The organism is Paenibacillus sp. J22R232, assembly GCF_056269165.1.
Window position 1 is genome coordinate 1 of the sequence record NZ_JBWDNK010000009.1, and the last position, 17,188, is coordinate 17,188.

The following is a 17,188-nucleotide window of genomic DNA, read 5'->3' on the forward strand; positions in this document are numbered from 1 at the left end:
TGGAGGATCAAAGTAAGTTCCATAAAGCCATGTAAATAGGCCAAATAACAAGCTTGGCTACGTAATTTGATTATTTGGTTGGCAGCACTCCGGAATTAAGGGGTCTAACCGAAAGTACAACGTAGCCTGCTGACTTTCGCTTTTAAGCTTTCTATTGCAGAATGTGCAACGTAGCCCCACGGCTTGCTCTTTTGAGCTCTCTGTTGCAATAAACTTCAACTTGGAAATGATTGATTGGTTACCTGTCCAGCCTCTCCCATCCCTCTACCTCAACTACGTTGCAGTTTATACACTCTAATCGTCGTTTAAGTAACCACGCTCTTGCTACGCTGCAGTTTCTGCAACAGAACTTCGCTTTTTCAGCCAGGTATTCGCTTATAAAGGGGATTCTATTGTACTTTCTGCAACGTAGCCTCGCGTGACGCCCTTCATGTGAGCTTTCTATTGCAGAATGTGCAACGTAGCCCCACGGCTTGCTCTTTTGAGCTTCTATTACAATAAACTGCAACGCAGCGCCTCATTACTTGCTTTCGAGCCCTCTATTGCAGATCATGCAACGCAAACAAAACCGAGTTAGTTAAATGAATAGTTAATCAAAAAAATAATTAGTTAATTGAATAATTAGTTAATTAAATAGTTAGCAAGGTTACTCGGGAGCAAATATGGCGCATGATTGCATGGGTTAGCACACAAAGCGAACAATCGAGGGGTTGAGAATATATTCCTACCTAATATGATACATAATTTCATATCCCTACTTCACTAACCGAACATTCAAGGGTTTGAGAGTATATCCCAACCCCATATGATTCGCAAACTCAAAATAAAAAGGTTTGAGTTTGCAAACCCTGACATTATGCTGTCAGGGTTACTTCGTTACAATTAAGCTAATCATGTATAAGAACCGGAAAAAGGAGGTCGTGAACGTATGTCTCCATCATTACGCTCAAACACTGCTGCAGCCCCGCTGCTTAGCAACAAGCAGCTAAACCGCGCTTTGCTGTATAGACAGATGCTGCTGGAACGTTCCAGCGTAAGTGCCCTTGAAGCGATAGAACGGTTGGCCGGCATTCAAGCGCAAGCTCCAACCCCGGCCTACTTCGCACTTTGGACCCGGCTTGAGAACTTCCGCCATGAGGAGCTGTCTAATCTACTCATGGAACGGAAGGTTGTACGCATCGCGCTAATGCGTTCTACGATCCATCTGGTTAGCGCAAGCGATTGTTTGGAGATGCGCCCCGCGGTTCAACCGGTTTTGGAGAAAAGCCTGCAAAGCACGTTCGGAAAAGAGCTTAGAAGCTTGGAGTCAAGCGGCTTCGAGCTTACAGCCATCGCCAATGAAGGCCGCCGGTTAGCCGAAGAACAGCCGCGTACGTTCAATGAGCTCGGCAAGCTGCTCGCTGAACAGTGGCCTGAGGCTGCCCCCTCCGCTCTCAGCGCAATCATCCGAACCCTCGTCCCGCTTGTTCAAGTGCCGCCGCGCGGCATTTGGGGCGCAAGCGGTCAAGCGATGCATACCTCCGCGGAGAGCTGGCTCGGCCATTCGCTTGCTCATGCACCTTCAATTGAACGTATGCTGCTGCGATACCTCGCCGTTTTCGGACCAGCGAGCATCAAAGACATGCAGACATGGTCCGGACTAGGCAAGCTTCGCGAAACCGTTGAAAAGCTCCGCCCTACGCTGTGCACCTACGCAGATGAGCAAGGCAACGAGCTGTTCGACCTGCCGAATGCTCCTATACCGTCAAAAGATACGGCGGCTCCGCCACGGTTCCTTTCTGAATTCGACAACATGCTGCTCTCCTATGCCGACCGCAGCCGCATCATTGCCGAACGCTACAAGCCGCTCGTATTTACCGTTAACGGCATCATTCGTTCTACATTTCTAATCGACGGATTCGTATGCGGCACTTGGAAAATCGAACAGACGCGCCAATCAGCAAGCCTTTCTATTCAACCGTTCGAGAAGCTGGCTGCTGCCGATCGCGAAGCGTTAGCTGCGGAAGGAGAGAGGCTGCTTGCATTCGCAGCCGCTTCCGCTGCCTCCCATACGATTATTTTTACTGACTGATGACCGTGATTTTTATATTTCTATTTCTATTTCTAGTTCTATTTATAGTTCTATTTTTATCCGCCCAGAAAACCGGAGGACCGCAAACAGCGGTCCATTCGGTCCAACGCTTCCGTAAGCCTCGATACCGAGGATGCATAGGAGCACCGCAGGAAGCCTTCCCCGCCTTGCCCAAAAACATGACCGGGCACAGTCGCCACCCCTGCTTCAAAGAGCAGCTTTTGGGCAAAATCGTCCGAGCTTAGGCCCGTATGCGCGATCGACGGAAATGCATAAAACGCACCTTTCGGCTCATGGCATGGCAGCCCGATCTCCCTTAAGCCCTTGACGAACATCCGTCTGCGCTGAGCATAAGATTCCATCATCATGTCCTTTTCCGCTAGGCCGTTCCGAAGTGATTCGATTGCTGCAATCTGGCCAAGGATCGGCGCGCACATCACCGTGTATTGATGAATTTTGAGCATGGCCGCAATCAGCTCCTGATGTCCGCATGCATAACCGATTCGCCAGCCTGTCATCGCAAAAGCCTTCGAAAAGCCGCTAATGAGCAGCGTCCGTTCCCTCATTCCCGGCAGTGAAGCGAAGCTTGCATGCTTCTCTCCGTAAGTCAGCTCCGCGTAAATCTCATCTGAAATGACGATCAGGTTATTTTCCTCCACCAGCTTCGCGATCGGCAGCCAATCCTCATACTGCATAATCCCGCCAGTCGGATTGTTAGGGTAGTTAATAATAAGCACCTTAGACCGCGAAGTAAGCTCCGCCCTTAAAGCCTCTGCCGTAAGTTTAAAATGGTCCTTTGCGAACGTCTCCACCTCGACGACCTTCCCGCCGTTCAGCTGTGCAATCGGAGAATACGCGATATAGCTCGGAACGGGGACGAGGATCTCATCACCCGGACCGATCAGCGCCCGCAGCGCAAGATCGATCGCTTCGCTGCCGCCAACCGTTACGAGAATCTCGTTCGTCGGTTCATAGTGCACCTGAAAGCTACTATGCAAATAACTTCCTATTTCCTCTCTCAATTCGAGAAGGCCTGCGTTAGGCGTATAGGAGGTTTTGCCAAGCTCAAGCGCCCGAACGCAAGCCGCTCTCACATGTTCCGGCGTAACGAAGTCAGGCTCCCCGACGCCAAGCGAAATAATATCCTTGTTCCCTTCCGCTAAGCTAAAAAACTTACGAATGCCCGAAGGCGGGATTTGCTGTACAATCGGCGAGATCTGCTCGCGCATGGACCATGCTTTCATCTTTTTTCCCCCTAAATTAGGCTGCTGAACAAGACGAAACGGCTTCGCCGTCCTCTGCTAGAGGAAGGTATCCGTTTCTCGTAGAAATAGAAGAATACTTTATCGTGTGAAACGTATAAAGTCTTATATTTAAACAAAAAGAGACCCATCCCTATAAAGGGACGAGTCTCCACCCGTGTTACCACCCTAGTTTCACGCCAAGCGTGACACTCTGCTCATGCATCAGTCAATACATGTTCCCGTTAACGCTGGAAATGCGGCAGAGCTTACTCTCGTTCGGCCCGCTTCTCGGAGATGGCTTTCCGCTATGGCCCGAACGTTGGTTTTCAGCTGCCCCAACTCTCTGTCCGATCAGGCCTTTAACGTACTCTTTCTCGTCATGGAATGTATAAGCTATTCAGCTTGTCATTAATCGTTAACGCTTATCATGAAATTTTCACCAATGATATCACCAATAATGCGCATATGCAATACCCATTTTTGTTTCCGCAAGACATGAATGTTTGATAGCCATTTCCTATAAAGGTTATTCATTTTATATATTTCCCTTATAAACCCAGAAGCTGTAACATCCTACTTATCTTATCTTATCTTAACTCAACGCACCTTAACTTAACTCAACGCAACTTAACTTAACACAACTCAACTTAACGCAATCATCCAGCACGTAACGCGTCGCCGCAAAACCAAGGAGGTTACTATGCAATGAGTGATATCGTAAAAAAACACTTTGACGCTGCCGCGCCCAATTATGACCGGCAGCGCCGACAGCTTATTCCCTGCTTCGATGACTTTTACGGGCTGGCAACCCATGCGGTTGCTTGTGCGAATGAGAACCCGCGCATCCTTGATCTAGGTGCCGGTACAGGACTTTTTTCATCCTTTGTGCGCAGCAAATATCCCCGTGCATCTTTTACGTTAATTGATTTAAGCGAGGAAATGCTCAAAGAAGCGCATGCGCGTTTTGGGAACGATCCGGCTTTCAGCTATATCGCAGCAGACTATACGAGCTACGGCTATAGCGGCCCATACGATGCCGTTATTTCCTCCCTCTCCATTCACCATTTGACGCATCCTGCCAAAAGAGCGCTTTTCGCGACAATCCATGCGCTATTAGCCGATGGCGGCGTGTTCGTAAACGCTGACCAAGCATCAGGAGCAACACCTTATTGGGACGAATACTACATGTCTGAATGGCTTGCGGCAATTCGTAAAAGCGGGCTTTCGGACGATGCGGTTAACGCCTCAATTGAACGGCGAAAGGTAGATATCAATGCTGGCGTAGAGGAGCAGCTGCTCTGGTTATCAGAGGCAGGTTTTGCCGAGTCCGACTGTATATATAAGCATCACGGCTTCGCTGTTTTCACTGCAATCAAAAGCAGTTCAACCAACTAATCGCATAGCCCAATATGCCGTTAATACCAACAAATTAAGTGGGTATTAACGGCGTTTTCGTTTTAGCATGCTCTTCCTTAAAACAGCAATGACGTGCATGACACAGCCTATTTCATCTCTTTTTAAAATATACCACTTGCAATCCCTTTAATTCCGAGTATAATACTAGGTATACGAAAGCCACTGAGATTGGAGCTGCTCCACATGACACATTCCGATACACGCTTTGCCGCCAAATGGGTTGACGATTATTTGGATCTATACAATTTTGCCATAACCATTGGGGACGCTGAATGGCAGCAGCAAATCATTCAAACATTGCGCGCCAAAGACAACCATATCCAGCTTGAAATCGAGCATGGCATCCGCGTTGATTTATGGCTCCGTTTCGATAACATCAATCGTAAAATGCTTGATATATATGAACAGCTGCGGAATGCCCAGCATTCGGAACAGCAGCAAAAACAGCTTCGCGAGAAAGTTTGGGAATTTAAGCTTCAACGGGTGATGATCGCAAGCAAGCTGAAAGCTCACTACGCTTTATAAGGATTTTTCGTGCGAGGGAAGTTCAGCGGTTGTTTCTAGACAAAAAAAAAGCCCGCATGCAGTGATCTGCTCTGCTTAGCTATGTAAGGTAAAGTTACTCTATTCACGCAGGCATGCAGCCATCTGCTCTGCCTATCATGCAATGCTCATTCTATGAATGGCCAGACTCATAGGTGAACGGTACTACATCGATACCTGCTCCATGTCACGCATCATTTTCATCATCATCGTAGACATTTCGTCACATTCCTGCATTTTCATCATCATCATGTTCATATCCATGCTGTCCATCATGTTCATTTCCATGCATGTATCCATCATCATCTTCATGGACTTCATCTTGCACATCATTTCTTCCATGCACATGTTCATCATCATTTGCATTGCCATCTTTTCCATGTCCGTTCACCTCCCTTAGTCATCTCTTATACAGAAGATACTACAGCCTAGAAAATATTTCAAGGCTTTTTTTGTTTTTATTATTGATTTTTCAAATGTAAATATGATATAAATAAAGATTACACTTTAATTCACATTTATCCGGTTGGATTTATCGTGATGCTCGGACAATTATAACGATTCAAAAATCCAAGGATGCTTAGAGACGCTTACTCTGTGAGCTTCCCATATTCTATCCGGCTATTAGATACTAACCGCTGGTCAAAGGGACACCTAGGAATTCCAAGCCCGCTGGTTATATCCGGATGGCCTTCATCTCAACGACAAGACGAGGCTGTGCCCGCAGGTTTTCACCATGCAGGCACAGCCTCGCTTTGGTCATAACGGGTTATTCGTTAGCTGCCGGCAGCTCTGGATTCGGGTCAGGAGCAACATCATCCTTATGCGCTTCGATGAAGGCATGCGTATCATAGAGCATGGCCGCTGCCTCGCCGCGGGTCAGCACATGTGAAGGATCGAAGTTTCCAGCCTCGTCCAAGGATGCGATTTTGTATAGAAGCGCCCGTTGAATCGTACCTTGATAATCAATCGTGATATCCTTCTCGTCTTGAATCGGAATGAACATTTTGATCGTCGGGTACTGGCCTGTCAGCTCAAGCGCTTGGACCAAATAATGGGTGAACTGCTCTTTGGTCAGCTGCGCGGACGGGTCAATATCGGCCGGGATGTCGAGGCCATTATAGTGCGCAATCACGAAATCCTCCGCGAACCATGCGTCATTTTTCACTTGCGTATAATATCCGTCAGCGGTAGGCGCTTTATTGAAATCAATGGCCGCCAAGCTGATTTGAGTCGTTCTCACGATTAGCGAAATCCCCTGCGCGGCAGTAAGGCTGTCCTCCGGATGGAAAGCCGTATCGCTCACCCCTTTTATAATTCCCTGCTGCTGCAAGGCTTCAATTTTCACTTTGCTGCCTGCATTAGCAATATCGTTAAATGGCGTAGCGGCGAAGGCCTGTGTTGTAAAGGATGCAGAAAGCATGACCGCGACCGCTGCAATGGCTGTGCTCATTCTTTTCTTCATGGTCGACCACCTCTTCTGATTGGTTTGTCCGTTCTCCTATTTGAACGGACCAATGCCCAAAAAGGTTGCAGTCACCTTATATCTATGCTCTTTTCTGCCTGCGCATATACCTCTCTTCGAAGCTGTGCATATAGCAGGCAGAAGCCGGCAATGCCTACAGCCGCCAAGATGCTGCATAATTGATACATAGCCCGGGGACCTGCTTCCTCGAACATCACGCCTCCGATTATACCCGCTGCGATACCTGATAAACCGCCCCACGTAAGCGCATAGACTGCCTGTCCCGATGCTCTGAATTCGGCGGGAACCAGAAGTACGGTCAGCTGCGTTCCGATATAATAGTAACCGCCAAAGGTTAAGCAATGGAGCACTTGGATGAATATAATTTGCTGCGCGGTTTCCGCTCCCGACATGAGGAGCCAGCGCAGCGCGAAGAGCATGCTGATCACAACCAGGCACAGCACCATCGTCCTAGCATTCTTTTTCAAGTAACGGTCCAGCAGTAGAAAAACCGGTATTTCAAAGATAGATGACCAAAAGGCTGACCACCCAATGAGCGATGCTTCCCCGCCAAGCTCTTTGATATAAAGCGCAATGAAGGTCGTATTCATCGAGTTCGGAATAGAGATAACCAAACCGATCAACAAAAACAGCAGAAAGGATCGTTTGACGAACATGGAACGGTAGTTCACCTTACCCGCATGAGCCGCCCCTTTAGCTTCGCCTTTCGGCAGCGTAAAAGCAAAGCCGAGCGATAGGAGCATCATTGCCGTATAGATCACCCAGAGGCGCTCAATGCCAATCTGCCCGATGACAGGACCTGCAGCCACCGCCATCAGCGCCCAGCCTAAGGAGCCGAACAATCGAAAAGCGCCGAATTTGTGCGCGGTCCCCTCTATGCTATTGAGTATCAAGCTGTTGGTCTGCGAGAATAGCGGCATTTGGAAAAAGAAAAAGAACAGCATGCACACATATATAAGCGTGTACGATTGAAAAAGAAAAACAAACTGCATGATAATCATGCTTCCGATAAGCATGATGATGAGAATGAGCCTAATATTGCGAATCCGATCGCTCAAATAACCCCAAAGCGGATTGGCTACAATCGAGACGACTGGCCCTCCAGCCATCAAGGCGCCAATCTCAATGGTAGTCATCCCAACCGACTGCAAGTAAAGGGCAAAGAACGTGCTGTACACGGCAATCGCGCCATAGACAAAAAAATTAAACGCTTTAATCAAATGTAGTGACTGACTCTCGTTTCGATTCATATCCCTATCCTTCATCCAGCCGTCAGCGCGGGCTTGGCTTAGAGCTTCACGGCAGACGTGCGTGAACGTGCAATGACTTCGTCCGCGCCTACCTCCCGCCCCAGCTCCTCCGACATATAAATCCCTTCGCTAATCAGCATCGTATTCAGCGCAATCTCCGCTGTCGGGAGCAGCTGCACCCTGCCCTGCAGCGCCGCCACCCAGTGATGCTGGGAGGTGCTGTAAGCATCCTCGTTTTCGTTCAGCCGATGCCTGCGCAAATCCATCATATCGAGGTCAAGCGTGCTGTCCATATCCATATCGCATACCGTAGTGTGATAACTGAATGGCTGCGCTCCCGCGCCTACTTGATCATTCGGCAGTCTTATGCCGCCTTTCGATCCGGCAATGCTGCTGCCCTCGAAGCCGCCCAGATGCACGGCCCATGCCTCCACAATATCAAGCGTCAAGCCGCCAGCAAAGCGGATAAATCCGGTTGCCAGCTCCTCAACGTCAAAGCCGCTCTGTTCTTTGCGATCCGCGCGCATTTCCGTTTCCTGATACAGCTTCCCAGAAATGCGGTCCACCTGGGGATTGCCAAGAAGATATAGAAGCTGTGCGATATGGTACACGCCCATATCCAGCAAGGCCCCGCCTGCCGCCGTCTCCTTGCGCGTGAAATAAGGCGTGCCGTAGCCATCGACAAAGGGCCGGTTTCTTCTGCGGAAGCCCGTAGAGCGTGCATGGTACAGCCTGCCAAGCATACCGCCTTCAATGAGCGTTTTAGCTGCCTTGGTATCTTTACCATATAACGTGAACAGCTGGACATGCAAATGTTTTCCGTGCTTCCGCGCAGCCTCAACCATCGCCCTGCCATCCGAATAGGTCCCCGCTATCGGCTTCTCGCAGTAGACATGAAGGCCGGCTTCCAGCGCGGCGATCGTCACGGGAGCATGAAAGTTGTTGTGCAGGCAGACATCCACCGCATCCAGGTCATCCCGTTTCAGCAGCTCGCGGAAATCCGCATAAGCATGCGGAATGCCATACTGCTCCGCCACCCGGTTCGCTTCGAGCTCATTGACATCGCATACCGCCACCAGCTCCGCTCCAGGTATTCCTTTATATTTTTCAATATGCATTTTGCCGATTTGGCCAACGCCGATAATCGCAATTCGTATGTGGTTCATCTTAGTTCTCCCCTTCGCTAGATGGGGTCCCAGCATCCGCAAGCAGCTTTTTCACCTTGGCAATAAGCAGCTCTGTCTCGACATATTGATTGCCAGGAGCATTATATTCCACGCCGTAATATCCTTGATAACCCGCTTCCTTCAACAGGTGAATCGTCGACAAAGCCCCTTCTCCGTCCACCGTCTCTTCGTCGAAATGCGTATGGTAAGCCCACGGAGCAACCAGCCTGTCCCCATCCGCCTGATCCTCCTTCCAACGGCCCAGATGCACTAAAAAACCAAAGGACGGGTGATCGACAGCTTCCGCAAGACGCTTCATTTCGTTAGGGTTGAGCGACGCGCCCATATGGTTCTCCGGTCCGATAAGAAAGCCGTGATCCGCCGCAAAAGACGAGAATTGCTGATAACGCTTAACCGTGTACTCGAATTGCTCTTCGGACATTTTTTCCTCGTTCTTATAGCTGCCCCCCGTATCGATGCGCACAGTCTCTGCGCCTAATAAAACAGAAGCCTTAAGATGAAGCAAAGCATTCTCATACAGAAGCCTGCGCATATGCTCATCAGGGTCCCACAAATGTGCCCCATCAATAGCAAAGTTAATGAGGCGCAGCTCTTTTTCATCGAGTGCCTCGCGTATTTTACGAATATAGCTTTCATCAGCGAGCTTCATGATCGGCTTGCTGCTGCGGTCTATGAAAAAACCGTTCCACAAATCAACCGCATCCATCCGGTAACGGTATTTCACGGTTTCCAAATAGCCGAATACATCCATCTTGCCTTCCAAATACAAGTTATTGAAAGAATAACCACCGATAGATATTTTCATAATTGTTCCTCCCATAATAAATAGATTTGCGGACATACCTCATTATAAGCCTCGCTTCCGATCGGCCGCGGTGCACTTTCTTCTTATTAAGGGGTAAATTTCTACTCTCGTATCCGCGCGTCAATCTCTAGTTCGATATACCTCCTCTTATTTACAAATTCAATACAATTTCTAAATGATGGGATAATAATTGGCTGATATGATCTAGTAGAAATGAACGACATACGACAAACCGCTCCGAATTAACGCTGTCTGGGAGGGATCAAGCCGCTTACATACCGACCACAGCGTCGGAGTTTTGAATCATACTACAACCCCCATTAGAGAAAGGTGATCTCATTCCATGCAAATGAAAAAAGCAATGGCCATCTCCATGATCGCAGCTGCAATCAGCGCCTCGGCAGTTACTCCGGTATTCGCTCAAACGGCAGCTGCCAAGCAAGCGGTCCAAATTAACGCTTCCACCTTTCTGGTCAATGCAAATCCGGTTACTATCCGTACAGTCGTAGACGGCGGCGTAACGCTTGCTTCCGTTCGTGACATGATTAACGCAATCGGCGCTACGCTGCATATCAACAGCGACCACACAGTAGTCGTGAAATTCGGTGACCAAACGCTGAAATTCAAGCACGCTTCCAAATCCATCACGGTTAACGGCACAGCTACTCCAATCTCACACCCCGTGAAGGAGGTCGCATACTCCACGTTCATCGAGCCCGCTGCTTTCATAGAAGCGCTTGGCGGCAGCTACGAGAACAACGCGATCAGCACGGTAGAGCTGCTGGGCGGAGCAGAGCATGCTGTATGGGCTAATGCTTCCCAGCTGATTGTATCAAACTCGGCAGGTGAAGGACGCGAGGACTACCTGGTTAACGCGGCTACCGGCAAATATGAGCTGCTGCTCACATCCGAAGGCGCTTCTGAGCTTGTCCTTTCTCCTGATGGCACAAGCGTTGCTTACTCCGATGCGAACGGTGCCGTATTCACCATTGACCTAGCAACTAAGCAATCGAAGCAGGTTAGCACGGACAATTCCATCAAAAACGAGCTGCAATGGTCTAACGACGGCGCTTCGCTGTTCTTCCTGCAAGGCGACAAAAGCTCGGTCATCGCTAAAGTAACGCTGGCAGACGGCAAAGTATCCAAAGTGCTCGAGGATAAAGTCGATTACAAAGCGAACCTTGAAGTATCTGCTGACGGCACGCAATTCGCCTTCTACGTGTTCAAGCAGCCAAAAGTAACGGCCGACAGCAACAAGGACGTTGAGCTTGATGACGTTGCGATCGATGCAACGGGAACTGAACCGCAAATCTACTTCTACAATGCGAAAGCGGCAGACAACAAGCCTGCTCAGCTTACAAAGGATACTGCGGATAAAGTGTTCCTGCAGCTTTCGGCAGACGGCTCGAAGGTCAGCTACGTGAGCGTAAGCAATGATGAAGCAAGCCTAGGTCAACTGGTAACGATCGATAACACAGGCAAAGCAAGCACGCCTGCATTTGCCGAGAAGGATGTTTATCAGCTCGTTCAAGGCGGAAGCAAGCTTTACCTGCTGACGGCAGACGGAAACAGCACGAATGCAATCTATGAGGTTGACGGCGAGACTGGCGCAAGCAAGCTGGTACAAACCGTTTCCGACAGCACATCGGAGCTGATTGTATCAGGCAGCTCTAACTTCGCGGCGCTTATTGACGGACAGCTGGCTGTATGGACTAACGGCAGCTGGAAAAACATAACTAACTAATTAATGGAGGTATTCCCTAATGAAATGGTTTAAACAACTTACAATCGCAGCGCTTATCGCCGTAATCGGCTTCAGCTCTGTTCCCGCTTCAACGCCTACCGCAACCGCTGCAAGCAAGCTGAGCGGCAAAATCGTAATCAACGGCTCCTCTGCCCTGCTGCCTTTGACGCTGCAAGCTGCCAACGAATTCAAAAAGCTTAACCCGAAAGTAAAAATCTCTGCTTCCGCTGCCGGTTCGATCACAGGTCCTCAGGCAGTTCGCAAAGGCATCGCTAACATCGGCGCAGTAGACTGGGATGCTTCCAAGGATGTTCCAGGCTTCAAAAAGTTCGACGGCCAAGTCGCTCACAAGGTAGCTGTCATTCCTTTCGCTGCTGTCGTGAACAAAAACGTTACGGCAACCAACCTAACGACAAAAGAGCTGCAAGGCATCTTCTCCGGTAAAATCAAAAACTGGAAAGAGGTTGGCGGCAAGGATGCTGAAATTATCGTCGTAAACCGTACTTTCGGTTCTGGTACGCGTGTAAACTTCCAAGACAAAGCGCTTGACGGCACAGATTTCATGACCAAAGGCGACAATTACAAAGAAGTAAAAACGAGCGGCGACATGAAGTCCGCTATTGAAACAACGCCGAACGCAATCGGTTATATGGATCTTGCTTATGTAACGGACAAAATGACAGCCGTAAAGATCAACGACATCGCTCCAACTGAAGCGAACGTAATCAACGGCAAATACAAGGTATGGGGCTACGGCTATTACATGACCAAAGGCGAGCCTACCGGCGCTACCAAAGAATTCATTAAATACGTGCAAAGCACGAAGTTCCAAAACGGTTCTTTGAAAAAGCTTAAGTTCATTCCGATCTCGGCTATCAAATAATTTTCGATCTACGGAGCGGTCGGCTTGCGCGAATAAGCGCCTGAGCCGGCCGTTCTTTCCTTCAATGGCATTAAACATGATCGCCATTTATATTTCATAGCATAACGGGCAAAGCGGCCTACCAGCCGACTTCAGCCCCGTTTGCTTAGAGGAGCTTAACGTATATGTTGGAATCCACTCATGCCGGGCGGCAGCCGCGTCTCTCTTCAGAGCTTGGCAAAGCGATACTAGCGGGCAGCAGCAAGCCGTTTGACCGGAGATCCCGCTTATTTTTCTCGAACCGCCTCTTCCGTTACCTTTGCATCGCTGCAGCCAGCTTTGTATGTCTCATTCTCTTTCTCATCCTGCTGCTCATGTTCCGTACGGGCGTCCTTACCTTCAGCCATATTTCATTCGCGGACTTCTTCTTCAGCACCGAATGGAATCCCGAGAATGAGCAGTACGGAGCGCTGATCTTCATCTTCGGTACCTTCGCGCTTACCGCGCTAACGCTGCTCATATGCGTTCCGATTTCTTTGATTATCGCCGTATTCCTCTCGGTATTCGTACCGCCGTGGCTCAAAAACATGCTTCGTCCCGTACTGGACCTGCTTGTCGGCATCCCTTCCGTCGTTTATGGGTATTTAGGCTTAACCGTCCTCATTCCGCTCATCCGCAACGTAACGGGAAGCGGCATGGGCGACGGTCTGCTCGCAGCGGCACTCGTGCTTACCATTATGGTGCTGCCAACCGTCAGCCGAATTAGCGACGACGCGATCAGCGCGGTGCCTGCCAAGTTCAGCGATGCTTCTTATGCCCTCGGGGCTACCCGCTTCCAAACGGTATGGAGAGTTCTCCTCCCTTCTGCCAAGAGCGGAATTATGTACGCAGTCATTCTTGGCATGGCCCGCGCGGTCGGCGAGACGATGGCTGTCGTAATGGTCATTGGGAATACGCCGCAGCTTGCTGACAGCCTGCTAAAGCCTACATCCGTCCTAACAAGCAATATCGTCATGCAAATTTCCAACGTTCCGTTTGACTCTACATGGAACTATGCCCTTTATTTGATGGGCTTCCTGCTCCTTGTCATCTCCCTATTGATGATCGTGGCCATACGCTGGCTTCAACGGAAAGGGGCACAAGCATGAAGCATACTTTAGAAATGAGCCCGTCAGCCAACCCGTTCAGCGGCAAAAAAGGACTTAACCGTCTAAAAGACCGCATGTTTACGGGAATCGTTTGGACGCTTGGCGTCTTGATTATCGCCTTTATCTTCGGGCTTCTCTATCTCATTCTGCAGGATGGCCTTCCCAAAATAACTTGGGATTTCATATTCGGCCTGCCGAGCGAAATCGACGAAGGCGGAGGCATCGGACCGACGCTGATCAACTCCTTCTATATTTTGTTCATTTCCTTGCTCATTTCCATTCCGCTCGGCATGGCAGCAGGTATATACTTGGCGGAGTTCGCTCCGGACAACAAGCTGATCGGCTTCGTCCGCATTTGCGTGGAGGGTCTAGCCTCCGTGCCGTCCATTATTTTCGGCTTGTTCGGCATCGCCTTGTTCGTGGAATACTTTGAGATCGGGCTAACCATTCTTGGCGGTGCAGTCAGCCTTGCCTTCCTGAATCTGCCCGTGCTTACGCGCGTCACCGAGGAATCGATCCGTTCCGTCCCTAAGGAACTGAAAAGCGCATCCTTCGCGCTTGGGGGCACGCATTTGCAAACGATCACGCGTGCATTGATTCCGGCAGCACTCAGCGGCATTATAACGGGCATCTGCCTAGTCGCTGGCCGCGCATTCGGAGAAAGCGCCGTTATTATTTTGACCGCTGGCGTTACCACCTCCGGCGAAATGTGGGATTTCAGCCTATTCTCGCCGGGTGCCACGCTCGCTGTTCATCTATGGTACGTACAGTCGGAGGCTATTGTCGGCGATGCGCAGGAAATTGCGCAAAAAGCAGCAGCCGTGCTCGTATTCGTTGTGCTGCTTATCAACTTGGTCTTCCGCATACCGCTGTGGCTCAATGCGCGCCGCACGAAACGTTCGTAACGAACACCTCCTACAATTAAGCCAAACTTTCATCAGCCGCATCCTTCCCAGATGCGGCTAATCCCCGTATAGGCATTTATTGTAAAAAAAGGATACCCTCCGCAAAACAGCCGCGCTATAATAAAGGAGTACGCACAAGATTAAAGAATGGCGGTGCTGCTCCATGGTCAAATTACCTAAGCTGACCGTTCCCAAAACCTTTCTGGAAAGATCGCATGACGTGATCACAATCCTGTTGCTGGTGCTCTCCTTTTCCCATTTCATCATAAATTGGGCTGATCTTCCGCAGACGGTTGCCATCCATTTCAACGGTAGCGGCGAGGCGGATGGCTGGGGAAGCAAAGCCGTGCTGCTGCTGCTGCCCATTCTATTGCTTGTCATTTTCATCGGGCTTTCGCTATTGCGAAAAATCCCCCATCAATTTAACTATACAGCCGTTATTACGGATCAAAACGCTCTACATCACTACAGCAACGCCATTATTCTGCTTAGCTGGGTTAAGCTTGAGATTGTGCTCATCTTCAGCTATTTGCAGTGGGCCGTCATTCAAAACGCTCTGGGAGAATCAAGCGGCATTGGCTTGTGGCAGCTCCCAGCCGCTTTCCTCATTCTGCTTGGCACGATTCTCTATTACGTGATGAAATTAAGGAAATAGCGCGATAACCGCGTTCTGCCATATTGTAGTTTCCATCTCGATATCATTTTCTGATAGAATGGATAACACAGGCTATCTATCGGAGGTTAAGATTTTGGACTATATTATATTGGATATTGAATTTAATGGACGCAAATTCGCAAGCGAGCTGCCGATGGAGGTTATCGAGATCGGAGCCGTTCGGTTGAATAGCGAGCTGCAGCAGACCGATGAGTTTTCCGCTTTGATCAAACCCATCTATTTCGCCAAGCTGAACAACTTTATTAAGAAAAAAACCGGCATACCCCAGGAAGACATCGATACCGCAAGCCGGTTTCCCAAAGTCATCCGCGATTTCACCGCATGGCTGAACAAAAGCGAGTCTTTCCTGCTGTTTACTTGGGGCGGCGAGGATTTGAAGCGAATCGTCTATGATACGCGGATGCATAAGCTCGATGACAGCTTCTGGATGGCTGCCGATTATTTCGACCTGTTGAAAGGCTATATTCGTTATAAGAACGTTACGAACGACGTCAGCGTCGAGGCTGCCCTGCTTGATCTGGAGATTGATGCGCAGGGCTCTGCCCATCGCGCGCTGGACGATGCCCGTATGACAGCCGAAGTATTCCGCAAAATCTATGGCGAGCTTGATTTCAGCCTCAAGCAGCAATTCAAGGATATGTATACGAATGCCAAGGAACGGCGCATGGTCAAAAATGCGATACGGACCATGACCTCGCAGAAGGTAGTCCCGCAATGGGAGCTATTCGCCGAGAAATATCTCGCGGGAAAAGCCAGCTTCGAGGATGTACGGAAGGTCGCTGAGCTGCAGCAGTATTTTGATGCGGAGCTGGAGAAAGCCGCCAAGCCGACCGCCGGACAAGTCGGTTAATCCGAATAACCAACAATATAACAGAAACCCCCGATTCTTCCTGCGAAGACCGCATGGAATTGAATCGGGGGTTTTACAAGTATGGGAGAATAGACAGCAATGGAACGCAGCACCAAGTCAGTCGCAACCTTTGATTTGCTTTATGTTATTGGCATTATCGCCATTTCTTTTTCATCTATTTTCGTACGCTGGTCAGAAGCCGATGTCGCCGTCATCGCGATGTACAGGCTCTATTTGACTAACCTCATCATGCTGCCGCTCGTTTGGAAGTACCGTGCAGAAATGTTCCATCTCAGCGCAAAGCAATGGCGGCTGCTTGCCTTCTCAGGCGTCATGCTCGCCCTGCACTTCCTCCTATGGATGGCCTCCTTGCGCCTGACGACCGTCGCGAGCTCCACCGTCATTCTGACATTGGAGCCTGTCATGGTCATGCTTGGCTCTTACTTCATCTTCCGCATCAAGGCAAATCGGATGATGCTATGGGGCATGGGGCTGGCGCTCGTCGGCTCCGTCGTAATCGGATCAGGAGACTTTGCCCTCTCTGGCGATGCGTTGCTCGGAGATATTCTCTCCTTGCTCGGTGCGGCTGCCGTAGCCGTCCATATGCTGATCGGCAAGCAGCTCCGCAAAGATATGAGCGCCTTCGCCTACAACTTCTGGGTTTTTGCGCTTGCCGCTACGGCGCTTGCCTTCTACAATATCGTGCGAGGCAACTCATTCACAGGCTACAGCTCGAAGGAATGGGGCTTATTTCTGCTGCTCGCGATCGTGCCGACCTTGTTCGGCCATTACCTGTTCAACTGGCTGCTGAAGCATATGAGCGCCGCCGCTGTGTCCATGTCCGTACTCGGCGAGCCTGTCATTTCCTCCTTGCTCGCATGGGTGCTCCTCAAGGAAGCATTGACAGGGTATCAGCTGGCAGCCGGGGCATTGATCCTGTTTGGCGTTTGGCTGTTCATTCGGCACGGGAAGGAAAGAACATAACCGAATATGATTATAAA

16 protein-coding genes and 1 other annotated feature are annotated in these 17,188 nt (G+C 49.7%); of the genes, 10 read left to right on the forward strand and 6 right to left on the reverse strand.

Translation table 11 applies throughout. The annotated features are described in order from the left end of the window. The first annotated feature begins 928 nt into the window (after positions 1-928). Positions 929-2,071, forward strand: coding sequence for a winged helix DNA-binding domain-containing protein (locus tag AC0YN3_RS22600; protein ID WP_475777219.1), 1,143 nt, complete (start codon positions 929-931; stop codon positions 2,069-2,071). Positions 2,072-2,127: 56 nt separating this feature from the next. On the opposite strand, the gene AC0YN3_RS22605 is transcribed toward AC0YN3_RS22600, so the two are convergent. Then, on the reverse strand, positions 2,128-3,315 hold the full coding sequence (locus AC0YN3_RS22605) for an aminotransferase class I/II-fold pyridoxal phosphate-dependent enzyme (RefSeq protein ID WP_475777220.1): 1,188 nt from the start codon (positions 3,313-3,315) through the stop codon (positions 2,128-2,130). A gap of 154 nt (positions 3,316-3,469) precedes the next feature. Then, positions 3,470-3,705 (reverse strand) — a binding site (T-box leader). Positions 3,706-4,020: 315 nt separating this feature from the next. On the opposite strand from AC0YN3_RS22605, the gene AC0YN3_RS22610 reads away from it, so the two are divergent. Continuing rightward, positions 4,021-4,710, forward strand: coding sequence for a class I SAM-dependent methyltransferase (locus AC0YN3_RS22610; RefSeq protein ID WP_475777221.1), 690 nt, complete (start codon positions 4,021-4,023; stop codon positions 4,708-4,710). 204 nt (positions 4,711-4,914) lie between these two features. After that, positions 4,915-5,256 carry a hypothetical protein gene (locus AC0YN3_RS22615; RefSeq protein WP_475777222.1) on the forward strand — a complete coding sequence of 114 codons (342 nt, stop codon included), beginning with the start codon at positions 4,915-4,917 and terminating at the stop codon, positions 5,254-5,256. A gap of 183 nt (positions 5,257-5,439) precedes the next feature. On the opposite strand, the gene AC0YN3_RS22620 is transcribed toward AC0YN3_RS22615, so the two are convergent. The 5 genes from AC0YN3_RS22620 to AC0YN3_RS22640 all read right to left on the reverse strand — a co-directional run bounded on the left by AC0YN3_RS22620 (position 5,440) and on the right by AC0YN3_RS22640 (position 10,002). Then, complete coding sequence (locus tag AC0YN3_RS22620) at positions 5,440-5,655, reverse strand: hypothetical protein (protein WP_441944983.1); 216 nt, start codon at positions 5,653-5,655, stop codon at positions 5,440-5,442. A gap of 388 nt (positions 5,656-6,043) precedes the next feature. After that, positions 6,044-6,739, reverse strand: a complete 696-nt coding sequence (locus AC0YN3_RS22625; RefSeq protein WP_475777223.1) for an S-layer homology domain-containing protein — start codon at positions 6,737-6,739, stop codon at positions 6,044-6,046. Between the two features lie 71 nt (positions 6,740-6,810). Next, positions 6,811-8,010: an MFS transporter gene (locus AC0YN3_RS22630; protein WP_475777224.1), complete on the reverse strand. Its 1,200-nt coding sequence runs from the start codon at positions 8,008-8,010 to the stop codon at positions 6,811-6,813. A 38-nt stretch (positions 8,011-8,048) separates the two neighbouring features. Beyond that, positions 8,049-9,176: a Gfo/Idh/MocA family protein gene (locus AC0YN3_RS22635; protein WP_475777225.1), complete on the reverse strand. Its 1,128-nt coding sequence runs from the start codon at positions 9,174-9,176 to the stop codon at positions 8,049-8,051. 1 nt (position 9,177) lies between these two features. Beyond that, complete coding sequence (locus tag AC0YN3_RS22640; protein ID WP_475777226.1) at positions 9,178-10,002, reverse strand: sugar phosphate isomerase/epimerase family protein; 825 nt, start codon at positions 10,000-10,002, stop codon at positions 9,178-9,180. A gap of 343 nt (positions 10,003-10,345) precedes the next feature. On the opposite strand from AC0YN3_RS22640, the gene AC0YN3_RS22645 reads away from it, so the two are divergent. The 7 genes from AC0YN3_RS22645 (at position 10,346) to AC0YN3_RS22675 (ending at position 17,171) form a co-directional block, all read left to right on the forward strand. Next, the gene (locus AC0YN3_RS22645) at positions 10,346-11,746 is read left to right on the forward strand and encodes a stalk domain-containing protein (RefSeq protein WP_475777227.1); all 1,401 of its coding nucleotides are present in this window, start codon (positions 10,346-10,348) and stop codon (positions 11,744-11,746) included. A gap of 19 nt (positions 11,747-11,765) precedes the next feature. After that, positions 11,766-12,629 carry a phosphate ABC transporter substrate-binding protein gene (locus tag AC0YN3_RS22650; protein ID WP_183566433.1) on the forward strand — a complete coding sequence of 288 codons (864 nt, stop codon included), beginning with the start codon at positions 11,766-11,768 and terminating at the stop codon, positions 12,627-12,629. 164 nt (positions 12,630-12,793) lie between these two features. Next, positions 12,794-13,756, forward strand: coding sequence for a phosphate ABC transporter permease subunit PstC (gene pstC, locus AC0YN3_RS22655; RefSeq protein WP_475777228.1), 963 nt, complete (start codon positions 12,794-12,796; stop codon positions 13,754-13,756). A 14-nt stretch (positions 13,757-13,770) separates the two neighbouring features. Beyond that, a complete protein-coding gene (gene pstA / locus AC0YN3_RS22660; protein ID WP_475777393.1) occupies positions 13,771-14,661 on the forward strand; it encodes a phosphate ABC transporter permease PstA in 891 nt (296 codons plus the stop codon). 163 nt (positions 14,662-14,824) lie between these two features. After that, the gene (locus AC0YN3_RS22665; RefSeq protein WP_475777229.1) at positions 14,825-15,316 is read left to right on the forward strand and encodes a DUF1648 domain-containing protein; all 492 of its coding nucleotides are present in this window, start codon (positions 14,825-14,827) and stop codon (positions 15,314-15,316) included. Positions 15,317-15,410: 94 nt separating this feature from the next. Then, positions 15,411-16,187, forward strand: coding sequence for a 3'-5' exonuclease (locus tag AC0YN3_RS22670; protein ID WP_475777230.1), 777 nt, complete (start codon positions 15,411-15,413; stop codon positions 16,185-16,187). Positions 16,188-16,286: 99 nt separating this feature from the next. Next, positions 16,287-17,171: a DMT family transporter gene (locus AC0YN3_RS22675; RefSeq protein ID WP_475777231.1), complete on the forward strand. Its 885-nt coding sequence runs from the start codon at positions 16,287-16,289 to the stop codon at positions 17,169-17,171. Positions 17,172-17,188 lie beyond the last annotated feature (17 nt).

Bases quoted from the DNA above. Each gene is read 5' to 3' on its own strand.
- AC0YN3_RS22600 (WP_475777219.1), top strand. From the start codon at position 929: ATGTCTCCATCATTACGCTCAAACACTGCTGCAGCCCCGCTGCTTAGC.
- AC0YN3_RS22605 (WP_475777220.1), bottom strand. From the start codon at position 3,315: ATGAAAGCATGGTCCATGCGCGAGCAGATCTCGCCGATTGTACAGCAA.
- AC0YN3_RS22610 (WP_475777221.1), top strand. From the start codon at position 4,021: ATGAGTGATATCGTAAAAAAACACTTTGACGCTGCCGCGCCCAATTAT.
- AC0YN3_RS22615 (WP_475777222.1), top strand. From the start codon at position 4,915: ATGACACATTCCGATACACGCTTTGCCGCCAAATGGGTTGACGATTAT.
- AC0YN3_RS22620 (WP_441944983.1), bottom strand. From the start codon at position 5,655: ATGGAAAAGATGGCAATGCAAATGATGATGAACATGTGCATGGAAGAA.
- AC0YN3_RS22625 (WP_475777223.1), bottom strand. From the start codon at position 6,739: ATGAAGAAAAGAATGAGCACAGCCATTGCAGCGGTCGCGGTCATGCTT.
- AC0YN3_RS22630 (WP_475777224.1), bottom strand. From the start codon at position 8,010: ATGAATCGAAACGAGAGTCAGTCACTACATTTGATTAAAGCGTTTAAT.
- AC0YN3_RS22635 (WP_475777225.1), bottom strand. From the start codon at position 9,176: ATGAACCACATACGAATTGCGATTATCGGCGTTGGCCAAATCGGCAAA.
- AC0YN3_RS22640 (WP_475777226.1), bottom strand. From the start codon at position 10,002: ATGAAAATATCTATCGGTGGTTATTCTTTCAATAACTTGTATTTGGAA.
- AC0YN3_RS22645 (WP_475777227.1), top strand. From the start codon at position 10,346: ATGCAAATGAAAAAAGCAATGGCCATCTCCATGATCGCAGCTGCAATC.
- AC0YN3_RS22650 (WP_183566433.1), top strand. From the start codon at position 11,766: ATGAAATGGTTTAAACAACTTACAATCGCAGCGCTTATCGCCGTAATC.
- pstC (WP_475777228.1), top strand. From the start codon at position 12,794: ATGTTGGAATCCACTCATGCCGGGCGGCAGCCGCGTCTCTCTTCAGAG.
- pstA (WP_475777393.1), top strand. From the start codon at position 13,771: ATGAGCCCGTCAGCCAACCCGTTCAGCGGCAAAAAAGGACTTAACCGT.
- AC0YN3_RS22665 (WP_475777229.1), top strand. From the start codon at position 14,825: ATGGTCAAATTACCTAAGCTGACCGTTCCCAAAACCTTTCTGGAAAGA.
- AC0YN3_RS22675 (WP_475777231.1), top strand. From the start codon at position 16,287: ATGGAACGCAGCACCAAGTCAGTCGCAACCTTTGATTTGCTTTATGTT.